The sequence below is a fragment of the Micromonospora sp. NPDC049171 genome (genome assembly GCF_040648275.1).
GTDB lineage: Bacteria > Actinomycetota > Actinomycetes > Mycobacteriales > Micromonosporaceae > Micromonospora.
This window is the reverse complement of record NZ_JBEZDJ010000018.1, coordinates 81,593-105,817: the sequence shown is the minus strand read 5'-3', so window position 1 is coordinate 105,817 and position 24,225 is coordinate 81,593. Positions and strand designations below refer to the sequence as shown.

At 69.7% G+C, this 24,225-nt stretch carries 19 protein-coding genes and 1 tRNA gene; 8 read left to right on the top strand and 12 right to left on the bottom strand.

From position 1 onward, the window contains the following. Window positions 1-39: 39 nt before the first annotated feature. Entirely contained in the window at window positions 40-1,269 is a 1,230-nt protein-coding gene (locus tag AB0B14_RS22820) for an MFS transporter (protein WP_357524036.1), read from the bottom strand. A gap of 92 nt (window positions 1,270-1,361) precedes the next feature. Here AB0B14_RS22820 and AB0B14_RS22815 point away from each other — a divergent pair, with 92 nt between their 5' ends. Together AB0B14_RS22815 and AB0B14_RS22810 are read left to right on the top strand one after the other, a co-directional pair. Beyond that, window positions 1,362-1,982: an ABATE domain-containing protein gene (locus tag AB0B14_RS22815; RefSeq protein WP_357524034.1), complete on the top strand. Its 621-nt coding sequence runs from the start codon at window positions 1,362-1,364 to the stop codon at window positions 1,980-1,982. A 2,006-nt stretch (window positions 1,983-3,988) separates the two neighbouring features. Next, complete coding sequence (locus AB0B14_RS22810) at window positions 3,989-4,273, top strand: hypothetical protein (protein WP_357524032.1); 285 nt, start codon at window positions 3,989-3,991, stop codon at window positions 4,271-4,273. Window positions 4,274-5,865: 1,592 nt separating this feature from the next. Here AB0B14_RS22810 and AB0B14_RS22805 read toward each other — a convergent pair. Both AB0B14_RS22805 and AB0B14_RS22800 read right to left on the bottom strand, forming a co-directional pair. Beyond that, a complete protein-coding gene (locus tag AB0B14_RS22805; RefSeq protein ID WP_357524030.1) occupies window positions 5,866-6,645 on the bottom strand; it encodes a hypothetical protein in 780 nt (259 codons plus the stop codon). Between the two features lie 664 nt (window positions 6,646-7,309). After that, window positions 7,310-7,386: transfer RNA gene (locus AB0B14_RS22800), tRNA-Thr, on the bottom strand. Window positions 7,387-7,728: 342 nt separating this feature from the next. Here AB0B14_RS22800 and ugpC point away from each other — a divergent pair. Then, window positions 7,729-8,820 carry a sn-glycerol-3-phosphate ABC transporter ATP-binding protein UgpC gene (gene ugpC, locus AB0B14_RS22795; RefSeq protein WP_357068065.1) on the top strand — a complete coding sequence of 364 codons (1,092 nt, stop codon included), beginning with the start codon at window positions 7,729-7,731 and terminating at the stop codon, window positions 8,818-8,820. 166 nt (window positions 8,821-8,986) lie between these two features. Continuing rightward, window positions 8,987-9,574: a hypothetical protein gene (locus AB0B14_RS22790; RefSeq protein WP_357524028.1), complete on the top strand. Its 588-nt coding sequence runs from the start codon at window positions 8,987-8,989 to the stop codon at window positions 9,572-9,574. Between the two features lie 50 nt (window positions 9,575-9,624). On the opposite strand, the gene rlmB is transcribed toward AB0B14_RS22790, so the two are convergent. Both rlmB and cysS read right to left on the bottom strand, forming a co-directional pair. Further along, window positions 9,625-10,773, bottom strand: a complete 1,149-nt coding sequence (gene rlmB / locus AB0B14_RS22785; RefSeq protein WP_357068061.1) for a 23S rRNA (guanosine(2251)-2'-O)-methyltransferase RlmB — start codon at window positions 10,771-10,773, stop codon at window positions 9,625-9,627. Beyond that, the gene (cysS, locus tag AB0B14_RS22780) at window positions 10,773-12,188 is read right to left on the bottom strand and encodes a cysteine--tRNA ligase (RefSeq protein WP_357068059.1); all 1,416 of its coding nucleotides are present in this window, start codon (window positions 12,186-12,188) and stop codon (window positions 10,773-10,775) included. Before cysS ends, rlmB begins: the two co-directional genes overlap by 1 nt. Before the next feature lie 63 nt (window positions 12,189-12,251). On the opposite strand from cysS, the gene AB0B14_RS22775 reads away from it, so the two are divergent. Next, a complete protein-coding gene (locus tag AB0B14_RS22775; protein WP_357068056.1) occupies window positions 12,252-12,983 on the top strand; it encodes a helix-turn-helix domain-containing protein in 732 nt (243 codons plus the stop codon). A gap of 908 nt (window positions 12,984-13,891) precedes the next feature. Further along, a complete protein-coding gene (locus tag AB0B14_RS22770; protein WP_357524026.1) occupies window positions 13,892-14,509 on the top strand; it encodes a DUF559 domain-containing protein in 618 nt (205 codons plus the stop codon). Between the two features lie 110 nt (window positions 14,510-14,619). On the opposite strand, the gene AB0B14_RS22765 is transcribed toward AB0B14_RS22770, so the two are convergent. Both AB0B14_RS22765 and AB0B14_RS22760 read right to left on the bottom strand, forming a co-directional pair. Continuing rightward, a complete protein-coding gene (locus AB0B14_RS22765; protein WP_357068052.1) occupies window positions 14,620-15,315 on the bottom strand; it encodes an HAD family hydrolase in 696 nt (231 codons plus the stop codon). 79 nt (window positions 15,316-15,394) lie between these two features. Beyond that, window positions 15,395-16,360: a DMT family transporter gene (locus AB0B14_RS22760; RefSeq protein ID WP_357068050.1), complete on the bottom strand. Its 966-nt coding sequence runs from the start codon at window positions 16,358-16,360 to the stop codon at window positions 15,395-15,397. 85 nt (window positions 16,361-16,445) lie between these two features. On the opposite strand from AB0B14_RS22760, the gene AB0B14_RS22755 reads away from it, so the two are divergent. Next, a complete protein-coding gene (locus AB0B14_RS22755) occupies window positions 16,446-16,991 on the top strand; it encodes a CGNR zinc finger domain-containing protein (protein WP_357068048.1) in 546 nt (181 codons plus the stop codon). On the opposite strand, the gene AB0B14_RS22750 is transcribed toward AB0B14_RS22755, so the two are convergent. From AB0B14_RS22750 to AB0B14_RS22740, 3 genes are all read right to left on the bottom strand, one after another. Continuing rightward, entirely contained in the window at window positions 16,958-17,542 is a 585-nt protein-coding gene (locus tag AB0B14_RS22750) for a GNAT family N-acetyltransferase (RefSeq protein ID WP_357524024.1), read from the bottom strand. The genes AB0B14_RS22755 and AB0B14_RS22750 overlap by 34 nt on opposite strands. Window positions 17,543-17,652: 110 nt before the next feature. Then, entirely contained in the window at window positions 17,653-17,838 is a 186-nt protein-coding gene (locus tag AB0B14_RS22745) for a DUF397 domain-containing protein (protein WP_357524022.1), read from the bottom strand. Further along, entirely contained in the window at window positions 17,826-18,638 is an 813-nt protein-coding gene (locus AB0B14_RS22740) for a helix-turn-helix transcriptional regulator (protein WP_357524020.1), read from the bottom strand. The genes AB0B14_RS22745 and AB0B14_RS22740 overlap by 13 nt, the downstream gene beginning before the upstream one ends. Before the next feature lie 680 nt (window positions 18,639-19,318). On the opposite strand from AB0B14_RS22740, the gene AB0B14_RS22735 reads away from it, so the two are divergent. Beyond that, window positions 19,319-19,612 (top strand): hypothetical protein, encoded by a 294-nt coding sequence (locus tag AB0B14_RS22735; RefSeq protein WP_357524112.1) that lies wholly within the window; start codon window positions 19,319-19,321, stop codon window positions 19,610-19,612. Window positions 19,613-19,627: 15 nt separating this feature from the next. Here AB0B14_RS22735 and AB0B14_RS22730 read toward each other — a convergent pair whose 3' ends face one another. Together AB0B14_RS22730 and AB0B14_RS22725 are read right to left on the bottom strand one after the other, a co-directional pair. After that, on the bottom strand, window positions 19,628-21,037 hold the full coding sequence (locus tag AB0B14_RS22730) for a class II fumarate hydratase (protein WP_357524018.1): 1,410 nt from the start codon (window positions 21,035-21,037) through the stop codon (window positions 19,628-19,630). 35 nt (window positions 21,038-21,072) lie between these two features. Further along, window positions 21,073-24,051: a BTAD domain-containing putative transcriptional regulator gene (locus tag AB0B14_RS22725; RefSeq protein WP_357524016.1), complete on the bottom strand. Its 2,979-nt coding sequence runs from the start codon at window positions 24,049-24,051 to the stop codon at window positions 21,073-21,075. Between the last annotated feature and the right edge of the window lie 174 nt (window positions 24,052-24,225).

The window sequence follows — 24,225 nt, the reverse complement described above, 5'->3', positions numbered from 1 at the left end:
CGGCCCCCGTCCCGCCCCCGCTCGCTGCCCGGCCCCAGGCTACGCCGGGTACTTCGCCGTCCGGTCGTGTGGCGCGTGCGCGCCGTGGGTCGCCGAAGCGTTCGCACGCGTGCCGGCTGTGCGCCGCCCACCCGCGGTAGTCGTGGCGGCGACCAGCAGCAGAGCGGCGACGCCGAGCAGGGCACCGAGCAGCACCGTGCTGTGCACGCCGTGGCCCGGTAGCGCGAGGCCGGCGACGAGGGCACCACCGGTGATGCCGACGTTGACGGCGGCGGAGACGGTGGCGGCGGCGAGGTCGGAACGGCCGGGCGCCACCTGCAGCACGACGCCACCGAGCACCGCGGTGAACGCCGCGAACGCCAGCCCGGCCAGCGCGAGCAGAGCCACGGCAGCCGCCGGCCGGTGGCCGATCGCGTACAGCCCGAGCAGTGCCACCGACTGCAGCGCGATGGTCGCGACCAGGGCGAGCCACGGGCTGCGGTCCACCACCGCTCCGACGGCGAGGATGCCGAGCACGCTGGCGACGCCGCGCGCCAGCAGGATGGCACCGACCGACGAGGCGGAAAACCCGCTGACCTCGGTGACGAACAGCGCGACATAGGTGTATGCGGCGATGGCACCGGCGGTCGTCAGGATGGCCACCGCGACCAGCAGCCAGAAGCGGTGGACGTCGGGTGTCGCGCCCCGGGCGGCGTGTCCCTCGTCCGGCGGCGTCGACGGCAGGAGCGCGGCCACCGCGACGAGCACGATCGCGCCGAGCCCGGCCACCGCCAGGAACGACACCCGCCAGCCGGCGCGTTCGCCCAACCAGGTGCCCGCCGGCACTCCCAGGACCAGGGCGACGCTGCCACCGGCGAAGACGATCGCGACCACCCGCCCGCGCAGCCCGGGTCGGAACAGCTCGGCCGCGGCCGGCACCACCACCGCCCAGAACAGGGCGTGCGTCGCCGCGGTTGCCATCCTGGCCGCCAGCAGCAGCGCGAACGTGCTCGCGAACACCGTGATCGCGGTGCTGACGACGAAGCCGGCCAGGAGCGCCGACAGGAGTCGTCGGCGCGGGATCCTCCTGGCCAGGGCCGTCAACGGGATCGACGCGACGACGACCACCGCGCCGTACGCGGTGACGAGCATGCCCACCTGCGACGGCGAGACGGCGAGGTCCGCGGCCATCGGGAGCAGCAGGCCGATCGGCAGCGCCTCGGCGGTGGTGTAGAGGAAGGTCCCGCCGGCCAGGCCGAGCAACGCTCCCACTGCTCGCCGGTGACTCATCCGACCCCTCCGATCGTTACCGCCAAAACCGTCTATGCCAGTAACAAACTAACGGCGCACCCGGTGCAGGTCAACTGGTAAAGTTCGTTTTGATGGAAACAGTCGAGGACGTCACGCGGATGCACCTGGTGGGCGGCAACCTCGCCCTGGACTTCGTCAACACCCGCACCGGTCCACCCAGCGGGCCCTCCGACGACGACGTGCTCACCGGCTATCCGGAGCTGGTCGCCTGGGGCGTCTACGCGGGCGCCCTCACCGAAACAGAGGCGACAGCGTTACGCCGGCTGTCCCGCAACGATCCGGACGGCACCCGCGCTGCCTTCTCCCGAGCGCTGAGCACCCGCGACTACCTCGACGAGGTGTTCCGACCACTGGCCGGCGGCCGGTCTCCGAGCACACCCGCGCTGGCCCGGCTGCGCGACGACGAAGCCGACGCGCTCGCCCACGCACAGCTCGCGGGCGGAAGCACGTTCGCGTGGGTCTGGCGAGACGACCGGACGCTCGCCCGACCGCTACGGCCGGTGGTGCACGCGGCGGTCCAACTGCTCACCACTGGTGCACTGGACCGGATCAAGGGGTGCGGCGGCTGCCGCTTCATCTTCAACGACGAGAGCAAGAATCGCAGTCGCCGCTGGTGCAGCATGGACGACTGCGGGACCGCCGAGAAGATGCGCCGCTACGTCGCCGCGCGGCGCATCCGAGCGCCGCGGTGAGCGCGCTCTGCGGAGCCGGGATCCCGAACGGCGAGGCGTCGGCGTCGCGGTCAGCCGGTCGACTCGTGGCAGCCCTCACCGGTAAAGGCCCGATGGAATTGGAGCCCCCGGCCACGATCGAACCAGCGACATCTCGCTTGCAAGTTCTGTGCGCCAGGTCCGCACACGTCCAGCGACGGCTGCACGCTCGGAGCCTCGTCCGACAGCCCTCCGCAGCCTGCCGCCGTCCGGTTGTGTTGCTGTCAACGTTGCTGTAGGCAGCCTCGCTGCCGATAACGTAGCCAGCTGCCGCTCTAAGGAGAATAGGCCGCTTATACTCGGCCGGTCAGCCTCGTCCTGTCTGGTCTGGGTCTGGCGGCCTGCTCGAATCGGGCCTCACGTTCGTAGTCGTTGGTCTTCTGACCTTCGTCGCTCCCCTGCTGAAGCACCTGCTAGACGGCCGCAGAAGCCGCACTCGTTCAGCGGGACGAGCGAGAAAGAGGAGGTTGACCATGGGTGAAACAGTTCGCAAGATCGCGTCTGGCGTCTTTGCCACTGTCTACGCCATCGGCTGCAACGCGACAGGAGCGGCGTTCCTGGCCTGGACCAGACAGGATGAGCAGCAGAACGGGACCGGTGGGCAGCCTCATCAGTTCGACAACCACAGATAACGAAGCCTGGGCCGGCTTGGTCGTCGGGCCGGCCACGCCTTGTCACCTGGGCAGGCGTCGTTACCAGTGGTCGTCGTTGGTCGCTTGCGACCGTCCTCTGACGGCCTGGTGACGGCCTAGCCCTAGCCGTTGCCGCCTTGCCCAAGCCTGCCTCCTCCAGGGACCCTGGAGGACCAGAGCCACACGAGAACGTCAGAGGGCATCTCTACCCTTACGGACGGTTGAGGATTCGCTGGCTGCAACTAGCCTGCTACGTAGGTTCTGGTAGCCCCAGTCCCCTACCGCCAAGGGAGCGACAGATGGCGCGTTCACGGCAAAAGGTCCGGTGCTGGGACCTGAGGGGTCGGTGCATGGACTGATGAGTCGACAGACCTCGCCTCTCATCACTGCCGCGAGTGTAGGAGCGCTGCTCTCGCCCCTCGCCCAGGCCGTCACGGTTGGTGGTATCACCTGGAATGCGAACCGGGGAGCCAGCAAGGAGGGCGTCGTCCAGGTCCGCACCATGCTAGAAGCCCTAGGCCCCTGCCTGCTACGCCTTGTGGTGAATCCCCTGGCACCAAGCGAACCTAAGCTTCAGTATCTCGTCGGCGCCGGTCGCGACAGATTCTCAGCTCGCCGTCTGTGTATCAATGTCCCTCATCGCCCGATCGCGGGGACTCACAAGCACCGCGTAGAGCCTGGAACTTCTGAGGAGGGCGTCTACGAACCCACAGATATTCCGGAAGTTCCGCTTCAACCCAGGGTCGCTCCGGGTACATATCGTGCGATCCTTGAGGCGTTCGCGGGCGAGTGCTTCATCCAGATAGCATCCGATTTTACCTGGTCAGAGCCGTGAGGAGGGGAACCGTGGACTCAGCAGCCACCGTGGGCGCGATCCTACGCACGATCAACGATCAGACTGTCGTCCGTCCCTACGGCGACGGGCTCCTGGTAGACCTACCGCTGACGTATGGTGACGGGGATGTGGTTCGGATCTTGGTAGAGCCCATGGGATCTGGGTTCCGGGTATCAGACCGCGCTGTTGCTGCCACTCAGCTCGCCATGTCAGGCGTGAACGTGAACGCTGGACGTCCCGCGGAAGCGTTCGCAGAGACCGTACGAAGCGCTGGACTCAGTGGAGTCAACGCTGTCCCCGGGGAACTTGCGACCTTCGGGGTCGCTGATCAACTCGGACGAATGGTGCTAGACGTTGCCCAGGCGTCCATGCGCACCGAGCAACTCCGCTGGCTGGCGGTACGCCACACTCCGACTAGATTCCCTGACCGTGTAGTGGGTCGGGTTAAGAGCTGGGCGCAGGATAGCCGCCAGGTTCAGCGAGAGGCACCGCTAGTCCTACGATCCGGCCGGAAGCGGCAGGTGACGCTTCGTGTCTCTAACAACGATCGCTCCGCCTATGTTCAGGCGGTTAGCCTACGAGATCGTGACCATGCGGCAGAGCACTGCTACTACATCTTCGACCTGTCAGATGTGCCGAAGGAAAACCGGATCGCGGCACTCGATGGCGCTCGGACGGACTGGCCAGGTGAAATTGTAAGCGAGCTGACTCAGGTGGGTGATGTGGAGTTTTTTGCGGATCCGCTGAGTCTAGAGCGACAGCTCGACAAGATTGTCCCGCCAGCGCAAGCAGCGTTACAGAGGTAAGCGCGGCGGGACCCCTGGGGGTCCAGGAAACCCGAAGCTCGTTCTAACCTGGCGTCGCCAGCGCCGCTCGCTGCCATCCCGGCTGCCGTCGACCCGCACCCATGGAGCAGGCCGTCGCCCGGTCCACCACGTCAAGCGGGCCTTGACGCACCGTCGGACGCTGGCGGGTCGGGCGGTGCTCTGCTCTGCTCGCCCGGGTCGACGGCAGGCGGGATGGCTCCCACTGCAACCGCCCACGGACCGCGAGCCGCCGACGGAGCCCCGGCCATCCTGGAGCAGGAGCGCCCCGCCGGAGCCGCAGTGACCGCCACCCGAGGATCGCCGCCAACTCGCCGACCTTGCCGGCGTGCGCTCCCCCACGCCGCGCGGGTGCTGGCCACGCGGCCCAGCCGGCTGCCGGCCCGTCACCCCACTGGGAGACGGCCTGTCGTCATTCGGCGCCCACCGGGTTACCCGCTCTCCGCGCCAGCCGCCGGGCGTGTTGCGTGACCGGAGTCGGAGCGTCAGCGGAGCGACGGGCGCGCGCCCTGGCGGCGGCGCGTGCGGCCCGTTCAGGACCGCCTTCAAGACGTACAGAAACTTTGCACAACATAGCCGGCAGTCCGGCAGTCCGGCAGGATCTTGTCTGCGCTGACCAGGTCACCAACCCGGCGCGTCGACGTAAAGATCACACTCAAGGTCTACACGCCAACCTCGACGCGATACGTCAGGCGCTCGGCAAGCTCGACGGGGAGCTCTCGTGAGTCCATCCGGCTGCTTCGGGGCGGGCACAGCCCCGAAACGCCTTGTGGATATGGAGCCCCCGGCCGGGATCGAACCGGCGACATCTCGCTTACAAGTCCTGAGCGACCAGTCCGGCGTTGTCCGTCCCTGGTCGTGACTTCGGAGAGTCGTTCATCGGCGTGTCGCCTCGGTCGAGCAGATCCAGGCCGGTTGCTGTCACGGTTGCTGTCAGCAGCTACCGCGAGCCAGACTGGTTGAGGCAATCTGATCCGTATGCCAGAAGCCACGCATGTTGCCCGCGATCGGTTTGTCCGAGATGTACTAGTCAATGTCATGGCGAACTTAATCGCCGCAGCAATTATCTACATTGGCGGTGTAGCCGCAGGCTTAATTCCCAGAAATTCCAAATTGCTTCTTACTTGCATTTATTTACTTTCCGCGTCCGTAATCTTCGGTTTCATGATGGCTTCTTCGAGATTGCGTAGGCTGGCGGGTCCGCCAGCCTATTACGCTCGTCTAGCATTTACCGCAGCAGGAGGGCTGCTAGGCGTAACATCCCCATTTGTTTTCGGCAGACAAGATGGTTACCACATGTGGATCTCTATGCCAATGGGCGTATCTATGCTCGTCCTATTCGCAATCATCGCCACTTCACGAACCGCCCGACAGCGATACGGCATCGGTGTGCCGCATTCCCAAAACGAGGTTGACAGACTCGCAGCCAGCGCCGATCCGCCGACTCCTTGACCCCCAGGCAACCAACAGGGGTCCCTGACCTGCCCGATGATGCGCGGCTAGCAGTGACATGCGTCCGGGGCCGCCCATGAGCGTCCACCGCCGCCCGGGTCGGTCGTCACCCAGTTAGTCACTCAGGTGCCCGGTGAACTCACATCGATGGCCGCTTCTTGTCGACGTTTCACAAGGTTTTGTGCTCCGCGTGCCTCCCTGACGGTTCCTTGGCTCGCGACGTACCGGTTCTTGCCGGGTAACTGCCGGAGGGACATCCACCGTCTGAACCGTGGCAGAACACCACCCATCAGCATAATGGACGACAGCGCGATGAATTCCTTACGTGTTTGGTCATATTCAAGGTGATTATCAGCCCTCTTATCCGGCTCGGACAAAATTGCCGAATTGATTGCTGCTCTAACGAACCGCCTGGCTGTTCTTGTTGCCCGAACCGGAGAGAGCAGCGCGAATTCTTCCTGCGTACGCGCAAGTTGAACAACTAGCTGGACCCTCTTCTGATCTCTCTTGGATACCTCACTGAAAGCGTGACTGGCCAACATCGATCGCAGTCCCGGCCAAGCCACCTCCAAGAGCCTGTCCCCGTCGACATGTTGGACATCGCTCGGGTCGAACTTCTTGTACGCCTCGCTCAGCAGAAAGATTTTCGCTGCTTCTCTCTGTGCAGTGGTCAGCGTGTCGAGATCACCCGAGATTCGGTCCAGGTCTGTGACCTGGATCTGATCAACCAGGGCCGTCATATGAAGCTCTTCGCCAGCCCGAAGCAAGCTAACGCAATGGTTGTAGCGCTCGACCCTCAACCACTTTCGATACTCGGTGTTGCGCGTGAGAAGGTGCCCAAGCAGCACCCCTACGATCGTCGCTCCTGCCGTGATCGAAACGGTGGTGGCCTGAACATCCATGCCCTCAAGTACACCGCATCCATCCCGTCTGCCGTCGACCCGCTCTCTGGGGAGTGGGCCGCCACCCGACCCGCCACGTCAAGACGGCCTTGACGCACGTTCGGACGCTGGCGGGTCGGGTGGTGGTCTGCTCGGCTTGCCCGGGTCGTCGGCTGGCGGGATGGCACGCGCAACCACCCACGGACCGCAACCCGCCGACGGGCTTGCAACCATCTCGGAGCCCGAGCGCCCCCTCCGGAGGCGCAGTAACCGCAACCCCGGGACCGCCGCCAGTTCGCCGACGCGGCCGGCGTGCGCTCCCCTGCGCCGCGCGGGCTCGTGGTCGAGCGGCCCGGCCGGCTGCCGGCTCACCATCTGGCCAACGCTCCCTGTCGTCCTGCGGCGGCCCTTTGGGCTTTCCGCTTCCGCGCCAGCCGCCGGGCGTGTTGCGTGGCCGGAGTCGGAGCGCCAGCGGAGCGACGGATGCGCGCCCAGGCGGCGGCGCGTGCGGCCCGTCTCGGGCCGCCTAGAAGACGTACAGAAACTTTGAACCACTTCGCCGCCAGCACGCCGCCAGCTCGGCAGGCGCCCGAACACGGGATGGTGCGCGGACCGGGTGCGTGAGTCCCGCTGCTGTCAGTCAGCTACTTCGGGGCGGGCACAGCCCCGAAATGCCTTGTGGATATGGAGCCCCCGGCCGGGATCGAACCGGCGACATCTCGCTTACAAGGCGAGTGCTCTGGCCAGCTGAGCTACAGGGGCGCGTGCGTCGAGGTCAGCATAGCGAGTGGCGTCCCGGACATCCCGCTCGCGATGCCTCCCCAGCACGGGAAACGTCAACAACCCGACGCACAAGGGTTCACCGTCGCGTCGATTGATGGCTGAGCGTGCCCGAGTGACCGGAATGCGTACCCCGTGGGCGAGGTTGGAAGCTGCCCTACCTTGGCAGCAAGATGAAAGCCGTTTACGGTTCACTCACACGGACGACAGCCCCGGCGCCCCCGCGACCGAGCCGCCGTCCGCTGACCGGCACGGACACGTGCCTGTCGCTCCTTCACTCGGATCGTCCGGCACGTTCCTGCCGGTGAAAGGAAGCGCTTCACCATGGCTACGGTCACCTACTCCAAGGCGTCCCGGGTCTACCCGGGCCAGGAGCGTCCCGCCGTCAACGAGCTCAACCTCGAGATCGGCGACGGCGAGTTCCTCGTCCTGGTCGGCCCCTCCGGTTGCGGCAAGTCCACGAGCCTGCGGATGCTCGCCGGCCTGGAGGACGTCGACGCCGGGTCGATCTACATCGACCAGCGTGACGTCACCCACCTTCCTCCGAAGGCCCGCGACATCGCGATGGTCTTCCAGAACTACGCGCTCTACCCGCACATGACGGTGTACGAGAACATGGCGTTCGCCCTGAAGCTGCGCAAGACCTCCAAGTCGGAGATCGACCGGCGGGTCAAGGAGGCAGCGGCCCTGCTCCAGCTGGAGGAGTACCTCAGCCGCAAGCCGAAGGCGCTCTCCGGTGGTCAGCGTCAGCGTGTCGCGATGGGCCGGGCGATCGTCCGCGAGCCGCAGGTCTTCCTCATGGACGAGCCGCTGTCGAACCTCGACGCCAAGCTGCGTGTGCAGACCCGTACCCAGATCGCGTCCCTGCAGGCCAAGCTGGGCGTCACCACCGTCTACGTCACGCACGACCAGGTCGAGGCCATGACCATGGGTCACCGGGTCGCGGTGCTGCTCGACGGTGTCCTCCAGCAGGTGGACACTCCCCGCGCGCTCTACGACACCCCGGCGAACGTGTTCGTCGCCGGCTTCATGGGTTCGCCGGCCATGAACATCAAGACCGTCGCGCTCAACGAGCGGGGCGCCGAGTTCGCCGAACTGAGCATCCCGCTGACCCGGGAGCAGGTCGCGGCGGCCCGCGCCGAGGGTGGCGACGGCAAGGTGACCGTGGGCTTCCGCCCGGAGGACTGCGACCTGGTCAGCCCGACCGAGGGCGGCATGCCGGTCGTGGTCGAGCTGGTCGAGGACCTCGGCTCGGACGCCAACGTCTACGGCCACGCCGCGCTGGGCGGCAGCTCGGAGCGCTTCGTCGTGCGCACCGACCGGCGCACCATGCCGAACATGGGTGACACCGTGTTCGTCAAGCCGCGTACCGGTCGCAGCCACGTCTTCCACGCCGCCACCGGCAGCCGGATCTGACGTAACGCCAACCGACAGGGGCGGTCCGCTTCGGCGGGTCGCCCCTGTCGTCGTACCCAGGAGGGCTTGTCACACCACGGAGCCAGCGCGGATGTGGCTCCGCGGGGTGACTCGGCGGGGTGGGCCGCGCCCGTAGCGTTGCGGCACGCCAACCCGAGGAGACGCCGTGTCCGCCACCGCCACCGCCCAACCGCTCAACCGTTCCCGGCCGTACCGGATGGCTCGCCTGACCGGCCGCAGCCTGGCCTACTGCGCGACGCTGGTGCCGGTCGCCCTGCTCGCACTGGTGACCGCCCCGCTGGGCGGAGCCGGTGCCGCAGTCGCACGCTGGCGGGCCCTGCGTACCGGACTGCTCGGCCTGCCACCCACCGCCGTGCCCGGCCGGCGGCCCGGCCCGGTCGCGGTGCTCGGTCACGCGCTGCTCAGCCTGCTCCTCGGCGCCGTCGCCCTGTTGCCGCTCGGCGTCCAACTGCTGCTGGTGCTGCGTGGCGTGCTCTACGGCGTGGTGGACCCCGGCCCGTACGACCACTCCTGGGGTGGTCCGAGCCGGGGCGGCGCGTGGCTTGTGCACTTCCTCGTCGGCCTGCCGATCGCCGCCGCCGGGCTGGCCGCGCTGATCGGTATCGCCGCCGTGCACCAGCGGCTGACCCGACGTCTCGACGGGGAGCGGAGCCCTCGCTGGCTGATCCCGACCGCCCTGCTGATGGCGTCGGCTGGTGCGGTGCTGTTCGTCGCCTGGAGCCGGCAGATCTGACGACGAGGCCCCCTTCCGCGCTGGGCGGAAGGGGGCCTCGTCGGATGTCGTTACAGCTCGACGGCCCGTCGGCGGGCGACCTCGGCCAGGGTGACCGCGGCGGCCACGCTGGCGTTGAGCGACTCCACCTCGGAGATCATCGGAATGCTGACGGTGAGGTCGCAGGTCTCCCCGACCAGGCGGGACAGGCCCCGCCCCTCGGAACCGACCACCACCACCAGCGGACCGACCGCGGCTTCCAGGTCGTACAGGTCGGTGTCGCCGTCGGCGTCCAGGCCGACCACCATGAAGCCGGCGTCCCGGCACGCCTTCAGCGACCGGGTCAGGTTTGTCACCTGCGCCACGGGCACCCGCGCGGCCGCGCCGGCGCTGGTCCGCCAGGCGGTCGCGGTGATCCCGGCAGCACGTCGCTCGGGTACGAAGACACCCTGCGCGCCGAACGCGGCGGCCGACCGGATCACGGCACCCAGGTTGCGCGGGTCGGTGACACCGTCCAGCGCGACAAGCAGCGGGGCCTGCTGCTCCAGGGCGGCGGCGACCATGTCGTCGAACGGCTGGTACGCGAATGGCGGCACCTGCAATCCGACACCCTGGTGCAGCACGCCGCCGGTCATCCGGTCCAGCTCGGCCCGGCTGATCTCCAGGTTGGCGATGCCCCGGTCGGCGGCCGTCCGAATGATCTCGTTGATCCGGTCGTCCATGTCGATGCCCTGGGCGACGTAGAGCGCCGTCGCCGGCACCTGGGCGCGCAGCGCCTCCAGCACCGGGTTACGCCCGACCAGCAGCTCCGGCGTGTCCTTGGACGGGTTGGACTTGCGCCCCGGCGCGACCCGAGGACCGCCCCGCCCGCCGGCAGCGCCCCGCCCGCTGGCAGCGCCCCGGCCGCCGGTGGCAGCACCCCGACCCCCCGGTACGCCCCGACCGCCGCCCCTGCCCCAGGTGGTGTCCTTGCTGCCCGGCTGACCGATCTTGGGGGCGCGCCCCTCCTCGGCCGCCGCGCGGCGCTCCTTGTCCTGCTTCCAGGCGGTGCGCTGGGGCAGCTTCTCGGTGCCCGAGTAGCCCTTGTGCCACGGCCGCTCGTCGGCGGGCAGGGTGCGCCCCCGCCCGGCCAACGAGTCCTTGTTCTTGCCGCCGGTGCCCTTGGGGGCGCCTGCCTTCGACGTCAGTCGCCGGCCACGGCGCTGCGAGTTGCCGGCCATCAGTCCTGCTCTCCAATAGTCCAACGGGGGCCCTGGGGGGTGTCCTCGACCACCACACCGGCCAGCTTGAGCTGGTCACGTACCGCATCGGCGGCGGCCCAGTCCTTGCGGCCCCGGGCCTGCGCGCGCTGCTCCAGGGCCAACGCGATCAGGGAGTCCACCACGGCGCGTAGATCATCCGTGCGGCCACCGCCGGTCCAGGCCGGGTCGAGGGGGTCGACCCCGAGGATATCCAGCATCGCCCGTACCACGGCCAGGGTGGTGCGGACGGTCACATCGTCGCCAGCGCTCAGCGCGGTGTTGCCGTCCCGAATGTGCTGTTGCAGCACGGCCAGGGCGGCGGACGTGTTGAGGTCGTCGTCCATCGCCGCCACGAAGCCGCCGGGCAGGTCACCGAGCTGCCCGGCACCGACCCGCTCGGTCGCCCGCTGCACGAAACCCTCGATCCGGCGGTACGCGGTCGCCGCGTCGCGGAGCGAATCCTCCGAGTAGTCGATCACCGAGCGGTAGTGCGCGGCGGCGTAGTAGTAGCGCAGCTCCACCGGCCGCACGCCGAGCGAGTCCACGTACGCCAGGTCGAGCGCGTTGCCGGCGGACTTGCCCATTTTGGCCCCGCCGATGTTGAGCAGCCCGTGGTGCACCCAGAATCGGGCGAACGGCAGCCCGGCCGCCTGGGACTGCGCGATCTCGTTCTCGTGGTGCGGGAACGTCAGATCCAGACCACCGCCGTGGATGTCGAACTCCGGGCCGAGATAGCGCCAGCACATCGCCGAGCACTCGATGTGCCAACCCGGGCGCCCCAGGCCCCACGGTGACGGCCAGTAGGCGTCCGCCGGCTCCTCCGGTTTGGCGCCCTTCCACAGGGCGAAGTCGCGCGGGTCCCGTTTGCCCCGGTCGGGGGCGTCCCCGGCCGACTGCATCGCGTCCGGGGACTGACCCGACAACGACCCGTAGGCCGGCCAGGACGCCACGTCGAAGTAGACGTCGCCGGAGCCGTCGGTCGCCGGGTACGCGTGCCCGTCGGCGATCAACTTCGTGATCAGCTCGTGCATCTCCGGGATGTGCCCGGTGGCGCGCGGCTCGTAGGTGGGCGGCAGCACGTTCAACGCCCGGTACGACTCGGCGAGGAGCAACTCGTTCGCGTACGCGATCGACCAGAACGGTCGCCCCTGCTCGCCCGCCTTGACCAGGATCTTGTCGTCGATGTCGGTCACGTTGCGGATGAAGGTGACCTCGTAGCCGGCGGCCAGCAGCCAGCGACGCAGGACGTCGTAGTTGACGCCGGAGCGAAGGTGACCGATGTGCGGCGGGGCCTGGAGGGTGAGACCACACAGGTAGACCCCCACCTTGCCGGCTTCCCGCGGGACGAAGTCCCGCACCGATCGGGTGGCAGTGTCATACAGGCGTAGCGTCACCGTACAAGGGTAGCTGTCCGTGCCTGTCCGGGTCGGCCGGTGCCGGGTCGTACGCTGCCAGGCGTGGATGCGACCGCACGCGCCGGTGAGCCGCCGACCAGCCCCAGCGCTGCTTCGGGGCAGGCTGACGCCGTCCGCAGGCAGGGTGACGACGTCACGGGGCGTGCCGGCGAGACGTCGCAGACGCTCGACCGTGGGTTACGGCTGCTGCACCTCGTCGCCGACGCCCCGGGCGGCCTGACCGTCACCGAGGCCGCGAACCGGCTCGGCATCGGCCGGGCCGCCGTCTACCGGCTGGTCGGCCCACTGACCGGGCACGGCATGCTGCGCCGCGACAGCGACGGCCGGCTGCGCCTCGGCGCCGGGTTGCTACACCTGGCCCGACGGGCCCAGCCGCTGCTCGCCGAGGGGGCACTGCCCGCCCTTCGCCGCCTCGCCGAGCAGGCCGGCGCGACCGCACACCTGACCGTCGTCGAGGGTGGCGAGGGGGTCGCCCTGGCCGTGGTCGAGCCAAGCTGGACGTCGTTCCACGTCGCGTACCGCACCGGGGCACGGCATCCGCTGGACCGGGGGGCGGCGGGCCGAGCAATCCTGGCCGGTCGAGCCGGGGAGGCTGCGCCGGTCAGCAGCAGCGGAGAGTTGCAGGCCGGGGCGTACGGGGTGGCCGCGCCGGTGCTCGGCGTACCCGGCCTGGAGGCCAGCGTCGGCGTGGTCGCGCTCGCCCCGCTGGACGTCGACACCATCGGCCCGCAGGTGCTGGCCGCCGCGACAGCCATCACCACCGCCCTCAGCTGATCCCGGCCCGCCGCCCCGCCGCCTCACCGGCTTGATCAACTCGGGTTCATGAAAGTCGCGGTGTCCCAAGGCCATCGACCGCCCGACTTTCAGAAACGCGAGTGGATCACCACCGGCGGGCCCAAGCGCGGGCGGGGCCGCCGGTGCCGTAGCACAATCGGCAGGCGGATTCGTGGTTGTCCACAGGTCCGGCGGCACGCGCGGGCGGGGTTGTCCACAGGGGTTTCGGTGGCCAGTCGGTGGTCGGCACGCTGCTTGGCATGCCGCCACGTCCGCATCGCCCCGATGCCCTGACCTGGCAGGTCTTCCGCGGCTCCGACGCTGTCCGGGACGGCCTGCTCACCGAACACCAGCTGCGCAACTCCGCCTGGGTGCGGCTGCGCCGCGACATCTACGCCGACGCGCGGCTGGAGCGGGACCACGCCCTCGCGTGTCGCGCCGCGCTCCTCCGACTACCGCCAGGAGTGGTGGTCGGCGGCCCGTCGGCCGCCTACCTGCACGGCGTCCAACACGCCGCGAGTTTCACCGACGATGTGCACGTCCTGGTGCCCCGAACATTGCGGGTCGGCCCCCAGCGCGGCCTCAGCGTGCACGTCAACGCCATCACTCCGCTCTTGGCGGGCGAAACCCCAGAGCCGGCCGCGCCCGCACCAACGAAACGGCGACTGCCAGGCACCAGACCACCATCAGCCGCAGGCCAACCGCCGGACGCCGGACGCCCGCCAGACGCAGCACGCCCGCCAGACACGAATCGACCGCCCGACGCAGCACGACCGTCGAGCGCTGGACGTCCACGTGATGCAGCGCGACCTACGGGAGCCGGGCGCCCACCTGCCGGCGGCACGTCACCCGGCCCAGCACGACAACTGTCCCGTCCGGCGGCAGCGTCCGTCAGAGCAGGGGTGATCGTGACGGCTCGGCCGGGCGTCGGCTGGGCGGCGACCAGCACACTCGGGTCCAGCGAGCGAGATGTCCCGATCCCCCGGTCCGACCCTGGGCGGGCCGCCTGGGAAACGGCTGTCTGGCTCGATCCGGTTCGGGCCGTCGCCATCGTCGACTCGCTGCTCGGGCAGGGGTTGGCCGATCGCGACACCCTGGCCGCCCTGGCTGCTCGCAACGCCAACCGGCCCGGTGGGCGACGAGCGCGTTGGGTCTTCGACCTGGCCGACGGCGGAGCCGAGTCTCCGCCGGAGTCACACCTACGGGTGCGGTTGGTGCTGGGTGGGCTGCCGCGCCCCGCAGTGCAACATCCGGTACGCCTGCCCATCGGCGTTGTCCTGCACCCCGATCTGGCCTGGCCGCAATATCGGGTAGCGGTGGAGTACGACGGGAAGTGGCATTCCGACGCGGAGCAACTGCACCGCGACCGTCGTCGGCTGAACCTGCTGGTCAACGCGGGCTGGCTCGTCCTGCACGTGACCAGCCGCCGGTTGAACGGCGAGTTCCCGGCGGTGCTTCGGGAGGTGCGGGACGCACTGGTCAGCCGCGGATGGCGCCGGGGATCGTCCACAGTCTCGGGTTCATGAAAACCGCGGTGTCCCGCAGGCACCATCACCGCGCCTTCCTGAAAACCGAGTCGATCATGAGGGAACCCGAGTCGATCATGAGCGCCGACACGCGCCGACCGGCTCTCGACTCACACACCGACCGCGTCGACGCGCAGATCCGCCAGCGCGGCTGGCAGGTCGGCCAGGCTGGAGACTTCGGCATCGGGCATGAAATCGCCCGGACGAGGCAGCCCGTGCCGGTTCAACCACACCGATCGCAGGCCCACCCGCCGAGGTGCCACCACGTCGTGCTCCCACGAGTCACCGACGTACACGATCTGCTCGGCCGGCACCCCGGCTGCGGCGACCACCGCCGCGTAGAACTCCGGCGCCGGTTTCTTGGGCAGGCCGTTGTCGTGGGCGTACACCTCGAAGGCGAACTCGCCGGCGAGCCCGCAGCGTTCGGTGCGGCTGTTGCCGTTGGTGGCGAAGCCGAGCGTGTACCGGGAGCGCAACGCCGCCAGCGCCGCTGGCACGTCCGGGAAGGGTCTGGTGAGGGCGAACCGGCGAGCGAAGAAGAGGGCGACGACCTCGTCCAGGTGGTCGTTCAGCCCGGCGCGGGCCAGCGACCGGGCCAGCGCGGCGCGGCGGATCTCCGCCACCGGGGCGGCCCTCAGGTCACCGAAGACCGCGCCCCAGTCCGATTCCAGCTCGGCGAGTGTCACCTCACTCGCCGCCGGGGCGCGCCGCCGCATCTCGTCGAGGACGGCCACCAGTCCGCCGGTCACCGCCGGGCGCAGGTCGAGCAGGGTTTCGTCGGCGTCGAACACCACAGTGGTCAGCACGGTCCCCACTGTGTCACCGACCGTCGAACGCCAGCTCACCGACCATCGAACCGCAACCCACCAACCGCCGAGGCCTCACTCACCGACCGTCGAGTGCCAGCGCCGGCTCGGGCGAGGTGGGCGTGGATGCCGACGGCGTCCCCCGCAGCTCGTCGAGTCGAACCAGCGCGACCCCGGCGACGATCAACGCGCCGCCGAACAGCTGCCAGCCGGTGGGCAGTTCGTCCAGGAAGAGCCAGGCGATCAGCACCGCGAAGAGCACCTCGGTCAGCCCGACGAACGACGACAGCCGGGGGCCGAGGATCCGGGTTCCGGCGATGCCGGCCAGGTACGCGATGACGGCTGCCACCAGCGAGAGCCCGGCGATGGGCAGCAGCCAACTGGTGGTCTGTCCGGCGAAGACGACCGCACCGAAGGTGGCGTGCAGCGGCAGCAGACCGGTCAGCCCGATGAGGAGCAGCACGGCGGCGCCGACTGCCATTCCGCCGCTGGCCATGGCGACCGAGGGCAGTCGGGGGTCGACCCGCCCGGCGAGCACGAAGTAGCCGGCCAGGCCGAATGCCGCACCCAGGCCCCAGAGCACGCCCACCGGGTGGAAGTCGGCGGTGCCGGCGAGATCGAGCACGAAGGCCAGCCCGGCCAGCGCGGCCACCGACCCGGCCACGGTGAGCCGGCGGGGGCGCTGCCCGTGCCGCAGCCACATCCAGCCGACGACGAGGATGATGCCGAGGTATTCCAGCAGCAGCGCGACACCGACCGGCAGGTAGCGCACGGCGTTGAAGAAGCACACCTGGGCCAGCGCCACCCCGAGCAACCCGAACAGCCCGATGGCCGAGGCGTTGCTGCGCAGCACGGCCCACCTGCCGCGCAGCGACAGCAGGGCGGGGATCGCCAACACCAGGGCGGCGATGCCGACCCGGGCGATCACCGCGGACTCGGCGGACCAACCGGCCTCGATCAGGGAGCGGGCGAACGTGCCGGAGGTGGCGAAGGTGACCGCGGAGAGCAACGCCAACGCGGCCCCGGCAGCAGGTCGTGAGTGCATGTCGCGCTCCTCGGGTCGGCACCGTGTCATGAGCAAACTATCCTTGTGCCGATGACGCTAGGCGGAAGCTATGACAGGAGTCAAGATGCTATTTGCTCATGACACCGAGTGTTCGCTGATCGCCGCCACCGCGCTGGTCAACACCACGGGTCGGGACGGCGAGTTGCTGCCCGACGTCGCCGCGCTGGACGCGTTCTTCGTCCGCTACTCCTACAGCGGCCGACACGAGCACACCGACGCCGAGTTGCGCGCCGTCCGGGAGTTGCGGCCCGGGCTGCGCCGCATCTGGTACGCCGAGCCGCCCGAGATCGTCGCCATCGTCAACAGCCTGCTGCTGGAACACCAGGCACTGCCCCAACTGATCGAGCACGACGACGAGCCGTACCACCTGCACGCCGTGCCCCGCGACGCGCCGCTGGCCACCCGGATCGCGGTGGAGGCGGCGATGGCCATGGCCGACCTGGTCCGCGCCGGTGAGCTGAGCCGGCTGCGGATCTGCGAGTACCCGGACTGCGACAACGTGGTCATCGACCTGTCCCGCAACCGATCGCGGCGGTTCTGCGAGGCCGGCTGCGGCAACCGCGCCGCCGTGACCGCCTACCGCGCCCGCCGGGCCGCCGGCCGTTCCTGACCGACTGTCGCCCACTCCTCGGCCCGCACCTCGTACTCCACCTCACCCTGCTCGGTCCCCGGAATCGGGTCGTCCCACTGCAGGTGGAACGTCCGCACGTAGCGCAGCCCAGCCTTCACCAGCACCCGCCGCGAACGGTCGTTGACAGTCATCGTCTCGGCCCAGACCCGACGCACCCCGACAGTCTCGAAGGCGTACCGGACCAACGCCCGCGACCCCTCGGTGGCCAGCCCACGCCCCCACGTCGAGCGGCGCAGCCGGTAGCCCAACTCGGCCTCGGTGCCATCCGCCGACGGGTCGAGCGCGAACCACCCCAGAAACTCACCCGACTTCCGATCCAGCGCCGCCCAGCGCCCCAGCCCGGGATGCCGCTCGTACTGGGCCAGCAGCCTCGGCAACTGCTCATCCCGCACTGTCGCCAGCGGCGTGGCCACACCACCGCTGAGAAACCGCATCACCTCAGGGTCGCTGTCCAGCTCGACAAGCGCGTCCACGTCGGCCATGGTCAGGCGCCGAAACCGCAACCGCTCGGTGCGGGGCAGGTCACTCATCACGGGATCATCCCGCCGCCGCACACCACCGTCGAGCCGTTTATCCGCGCAACATCGGCGAAGTTGCGGCTACCAACCCCGCGACCACCGTCGCGGGCGAGGCGGTCGCGTCAGCGCGGGGGCGCGACCACGAAGAGCCGCCAGGAGTACGCGTCGACAACCAACACGGGCCCGTCCGAGTCCTTACTGTCCCGCACCCCGACCACGTCCCCCAGATTCGTCGCCACCTCGACGCAGTTGGCGTCCTGGTTGCTGCGGCTGCTCTTGCGCCAGCGAGCGCCGGTCAACTCCACCACTCGGCCACCTCGTTCATCAGCTCGATGGACGCCTGCGGCGGCAGGGCCTCGCCCAAGGTAGCCTCCCAGACCCGCTGCAACCGCAACAGATCCTGCGGCTGGTCCAGCTCCTGGCCCCGAACCTGACAGTCCAAGTAGGCCAACTCGGTGTCGTCGGGCAGGACGGCGAGGGCGAATTGTCCGCCGAGCCCCGGATACTCCTCGGCGGATCGCGGCACGATGTGCAGCCGGACCCGAGGGTGCCCGGTGGCGATGCCGACCAGGTGCAGCGTCTGGTCGCGCATCACCTTCCGCCCGCCCACCCGTCGCCGCAGCACCGCCTCGTCCAGCACCGCCACGATCTGCGGCGCACGCTCGCTGTGCAGCACCTCCTGATGCTCCATCCGGGCGGCCAGACGCCGTTCAACCTCGTCGGGAGCCAGCAGGCCACCCGCCTCAAAGACCGCTCGCGCGTAGTCTTCCGTCTGGAAGAGCCCCGGCACGTAGCGAGGTTCGTACCACCGGACCGCCCGCGCCTCCGCGAGGATTGCCCGCCAGCCGCGTAGCCAGACCTGGGCCTTGTCCAGGCTGACCAGCTTGCTGGCCATTCGGCCGAACAACCCGCCGGTGTCCAGGGCATTGTCGACGAGTTCCAGGTACTTGGTGGTGGGCTGTTGCTGGCCCAGCTCGATGGCGCTGACCATCGACGCCGAGTAGTTGACCGCCTTCGCCAGCTCGTCCTGACTCCAGCCCCGCCGAGCCCGCGCCCGGCGCAGCTCCGCGACCAGGAACGCCGCCGCCGTCATCTGCCCATCGGCCATGCCTGCCGCCCTCCACCCCGCTGACGATCAACTCCAGCCGGCCGCCAGCGACGACGCCACCCGACGCAGGGCGGCTATGACGACGCGGCCAAACCCTTCCGACCGTAGTCGTCTGATCACCAGACTGTGAAGCGCGACGCCGCTCCCCGTCCCCCGGGTCTGTCGGCGTCGCACGGGACCGCCCGTTCCCCCGTGCCGGGCGGTCCCACCTCCCAGACCCCAATCACGCCGACCACCCCGACCAACCCCGACTGACCCCGCAAGATCGTGCTCGATCGTGGAAACCAACACCGCTGCGTTAGGGCTCTAGCCGGCGGGGTCAACCCGGGACAGGAAGTGCCCGATCGGGGAGCGGGTTGGGCCCGACTTGGCGATCATGGAGTTGTGGTGCCGACTTTGGGGGTTTACGGGCGTTCTGTTACCCACCACAACTCCATGATCGGCGAGGCAGTGCTGGTCGACGAACAGCCGGTCCACCTAACGCAACGGCGTTGACATCCTTGTTCGAGCGCGATCTTGGCCCGGCCCGGACGCAGCCCAGCCCGGGACGCACAGCCCGGCCCCGACGCACAGCCCGGCCCGGACGCACAACCCGGCCCGGACGCACAACCCGGCCCGGGACGCGCGGGGAGCGCGGCGTGACGCCACAGACGATTCAGCCCGACAAGGAAGGCCGCCGCATGTCCCGGACCGCCCCGGACGACCGCGCCACGACTCCACGTCGACCGCACCTGGCCCTGCGACCGCTCTGGCTGTGCCGGGTCTGCGCCGCGCCCTGGCCCTGCCCGGTCGCGCGGCTCACCCTGCGCCAGGAGTACGCCCACGACCGGGTCGGGTTGAGCGTCTACCTGTGCTCGGTCCTGCACGAGGCGGCCGCCGACCTGTACCGGCTCAACCCGCACGACGGCCCGGACCCGGCGGCGCTCTTCACCCGCTTCCTCGGCTGGGCCAGACCACGCGGCGACGCGCGCTGAGCGGGCACCCCCGACTCAGGGGTGGGTCATCCGGAGCAGGTCCAGGGCCTCGTCGAGCTGGGTCTCGGTGAGCTTGCCGGAGTCGACGTGACCTCGGGAGATCACCACCTCGCGGATGGAGGTCTGCTTGGCCAGCGCCTCCTTCGCGATCGAGGCGGCCTCGTCGTACCCCAGGTAGCGGTTGAGTGGGGTGACGATCGACGGTGACCCTTCGGCGTACGTCAGGCAAACCTCGGCGTCCGCGACCAGGCCGGCCACCAGTCGGTCGGCGAACAAGCGGCTCACCGCGGAGAGCAGCCGGATCGACTCCAGCAGGTTGCGGCCCATCACGGGGAGCATGACGTTCAGCTCGAAGTCTCCCTGGGAGCCGGCGAAGCCGACAGTCGCGTCGTTGCCGATCACCTGGGCGCAGACCTGCCGCATCGCCTCGGCGACCACCGGGTTGACCTTGCCGGGCATGATCGACGAGCCGGGCTGGAGGTCGGGGATCCGCAGTTCGCGCAGGCCGGCACGGGGGCCGGAGCCCATCCACCGGACGTCGTTCGCGATCTTGTAGAGGCCGACCGCCACGGTACGGAGCTGCCCCGAGGTCTCCACCAGCGCGTCCCGGGCACCCTGCGCCTCGAAGTGGTTGCGCGCCTCGGACAACGGCAGCCCGGTCGACTCGCGCAGCCTGGCGATCACGGCGGCGGCGAAGCCGAGCGGGGTGTTGATCCCGGTGCCGACTGCGGTGCCACCCAGTGGCAGTTCCGCCAGCCGGGGCAACGCGCCTTCCAGCCGGTCGATGCCGTAGCGGACCTGGGCCGCGTACCCGCCGAACTCCTGACCCAGGGTGACCGGGGTGGCGTCCATCAGGTGGGTGCGACCGGCCTTGACCACCGTCTCGAACTCCGCCGCCTTGGCCTCCAGCGCTGCCGCGAGGTGGGCCAGCGACGGCAGCAGATCCTCCACGATGAACTGGGTGGCGGCCAGGTGGATCGAGGACGGGAAGATGTCGTTGCTGGACTGGGAGGCGTTGACGTGGTCGTTCGGGTGCACCGGCGAGCCCAGCTCGCGGCTGGCCAGGGTGGCGATCACCTCGTTGGTGTTCATGTTCGACGAGGTGCCCGAACCGGTCTGGAACACGTCCACCGGGAACTGGTCGTCGTAACCACCGTCGGCCACGTGCGCGGCGGCGGCGGCGATCGCGGCGGCCACGTTCGCGTCGATCACGCCCAACTCGCCGTTGACCTCGGCCGCCGCGCCCTTGATCTGGGCGAGCGCCTTGATCTGGGCTGGTTCGATGCCCCGGCCGGAGATCGGGAAATTCTGCACCGCACGCTGGGTCTGTGCCCGCCACAGCGCCTCGGCGGGCACCTCCACCTCGCCCATCGAGTCGCGTTCGATCCGGTAACCGGTCGCCTCTGGAGTCGTCACACATACCATCCTGCCGCGCCCATCGCCGACTCGCAGATGATCCGTCAGCCCAACTCGGCGAGCAGGCGCTCCACCTCGTGCCGGCCGGGTGACTCGATCTGGCGGAACAGGACCAGCGCCCGGCTCAGGTGTGCGCGCGCCGCGGCCGGGTCGGTCGTACGCAGGCAGCGGGCGATGCCCTCCAGTGCCCGGCCCTGCTCGTGTCGGGAACCCAGCCCGGTGGCGTCGACGAGCACTCGACGATGCAGGTCGAGCGCGCTCGTCACGTCGCCCTGATCCAGGATGGCGCGGGCCAGCAGGTTGCGTGAGCCGCACTGGGCGACGCGGTCCCCCACCTCGGTCATCGCGACGAGTGCCGCCCGGTGCAGGTCTGCGGCCTGTTCCGGGCGCCCGGCCTCCCGTTCCATCATCCCGATCTCGTTCAACACCTCACCCTCACCGAACCGGCTGCCCGCCTGTCGCTTGAAACGCAGCGCCACCCGCAGCAACCGGGCGGCCGGCACCACGTCACCCATCCGATGCCGGATCATTCCGAGGTGCCCGAGGGCGTTGCCGATCCGGCGCGGGTCGCCGACCTCGCGAGCGATGCCCAGGTGTCGTCGGGCAACGCGCAGTGCCTCGTCGTGCCGCCCCCACAGGAGCAGGGTCATCGCCAGGTTGTTGAGTTCGTTCGTCAGCGCCACCGTGTCGCGCATCCGCGTCGCCACCGCGCGGGCCTCGTCGAAGCACTCCCGGGCGCGGCGGAACTCGAAGTTGGCGGCGTACGAGCTGCCCAGGTTGCCGAGCGTGTTGCGGAACCCGCCGCGTAGACCCAGCCGGCGGAAGATTGCGAGTGACCTTTCCATGACGCGGATCGACTCGGGAAAATCACCAAGCCGGTAGTGGGCCGAGGCCAGATAGTTGAGCATCGTCGCCACGGCCCGGTCGTCGCCCAACACCTCGGCGGCGCGCAGGCCGATGGTGTGTGTCTCGATCAACTCGTCCAGCCGACCGCCCTCGAACTGGGCGTACCAGCAGGCCCTCGCCAACTGCCAGCAGTACTGGAGGAACGCCTCGGTCTCCGCCAACCGGACCAGGGCGGTCCACCCGGCCAGGTTCTCGTCGAGCCAGGCCTGGCCCTGCTCGGCGACGAGCGCGACCAGGTCGGGGCGGAGCGGCCCCGCCACCACGATCAGCGAGTGCAGCGAGGAGAGCTCCTTCGTGCGGGCGATCGCCGTGGCGACGTGCAGATGGTGGTCGAGCAGGCGCTCGATCCCGTCCCGCCGCTCGGCTGCCCGTTCCGGCTCGGCGACCAGGGTCCGGGCGTACTCGCGGACCAGGTCGTGCAGCCGGTACCGGCCCGGCTCCGTCTCCTCCACCAGGTGCGCGTCGACCAACTCGTCGAGCAGGTCCTGGGCGTCGGGCAGGGGCAGCTCGGCGAGGACGGCCGCGACCGATTTGTCGAACCGTACCCCCGGGTGCAGGCCGAGCAGCCGGAACGCACGCTGCGCCGTCGGCGGCACCTGGGCGTACGACAGGGCGAAGGCGCGGGCGACGGACCGGTCACCCGCTTCGAACTCGGCCAACGGATCGGACCGTCTCGTCAGCCGCTCGGCCAGGTCGGCGATGCGCCAACGGGGACGGTGCGCGAGGCGGGCACCGGCCAGCCGGATGGCGAGTGGCAGGTGGCCGCAGCGGCGGACGACCTCGGTGGCCGCCTCCGGCTCGGCCGCCACCCGGTCGACGCCGACCACGTGCCCGAGCAGCTCGATCGCCTCGTCCGTGTCGAGCACGGGCAGTGACGACGGTCGACCCTCGTCCACTCCGACCAGCCGGCGCCGACTGGTGATCAGGACGAGGCAGTGCGAGCCGTTGGGCAGCAGCGGTGTCACCTGGTCGGCGGTGGCGGCGTTGTCCAGCACCAGCAGGGCCCGTCGGCCGGCCAACTCGGTGCGCCAGAGCGCCAACCGGTCGTCCTGGTTCGTGGGCACCCGTTCGGCGGGCACACCGAGCTGCCGCAGCAGCGTGGCCACCGCCGCGGCCGGTGTCAGCGGGGTGCGCTCGCTGTGCCCGTGCAGGTCGATGTAGAGCTGGGCGTCCGGGTAGTCGTCCGCGAGGGCGGTGGCGACGTGCACCGCGAGGGTGGTCTTACCGCTGCCGGCCATCCCGTCGATGAGCTGGATTCGTGCGCCGGCCTCCACGTCCTTCACCAGACGGGCCAGCGTCTGCTGCCGACCGGTGAAGTCACCGATCGCCCGGGGCAGCGAGCGGACCGGAACACTCGGCGACGACGCCCGACCGGCCAGGACGAGATCGCCGGCGAGCACACGCTGATGCAGCTCCTGAAGCTCGGCGCCGGGCTCGATGCCCAGTTCGTCGGCGTAGAGCCGCCGCCCCTCCCGGTAGACCGCGAGCGCCTCGGCCTGCCGACCGACCGAGGAGAGGGCGAGCATCAGTTGGCCGCGCAGTCGCTCCCGCAGCGGGTGCTGGTCGATGCTCTCGGCCAGCTCGTCGATCAGCTCGACGCCTCGACCGAGACGCATCTCGACGTCGACGCACTCCTCCAGCGCGGTCAGGCGCTGCTCGTCGAGGGCCTGGGCGCGGCGGCGGATGCTCTGGCTCGGGATACCGCTGAGCGCAGGCCCCCGCCAGAGCGCCAGGGCAGCGCGGAATCCGGTACGCGCGTCGTCCAGCCGACCGGCCGCGGCGGCGGCACGGGCCACCTCCACACCCCGGACGAACACCTCGACGTCCAGGTCGTTCGGTGCGGTACGGATGCCGTACCCCGCCGGGTCGGTGACGATCGCCTCCGGCGACAGCCCGAGTTCGGCGAACCGGCGGCGCAACCGCGACACACAGGTCTGCAACTGGGCTCGGACGGTGGCCGGTGGCTGCTCCTCCCACACCGCGTCGACCAGCTCTTCGACGGGCACGAGCCGGCCGGCCCGCAACAGCAGCATGGCGAGGACGATCCGGTCTCGACCAGCGGTGACTGTGGACTCACCACCGCCCACCCGCAGGGGCCCCAGGATCCCGAACCGCATCTGCTCCCCCGCCTTACTGGCCCGACCTCCAGCAGAGTAGTCCGACGGTCACGGATCGGCCCAGTCAGGCGATAGCGATGTGAGAGCGGATCGGCAGCGGTGTATCGGACACTCTCTCTGGGTTGTCGGTGACGGCATCCGACGGGGGCGGTGCGCCCGTCCCAGGGCCTTGGC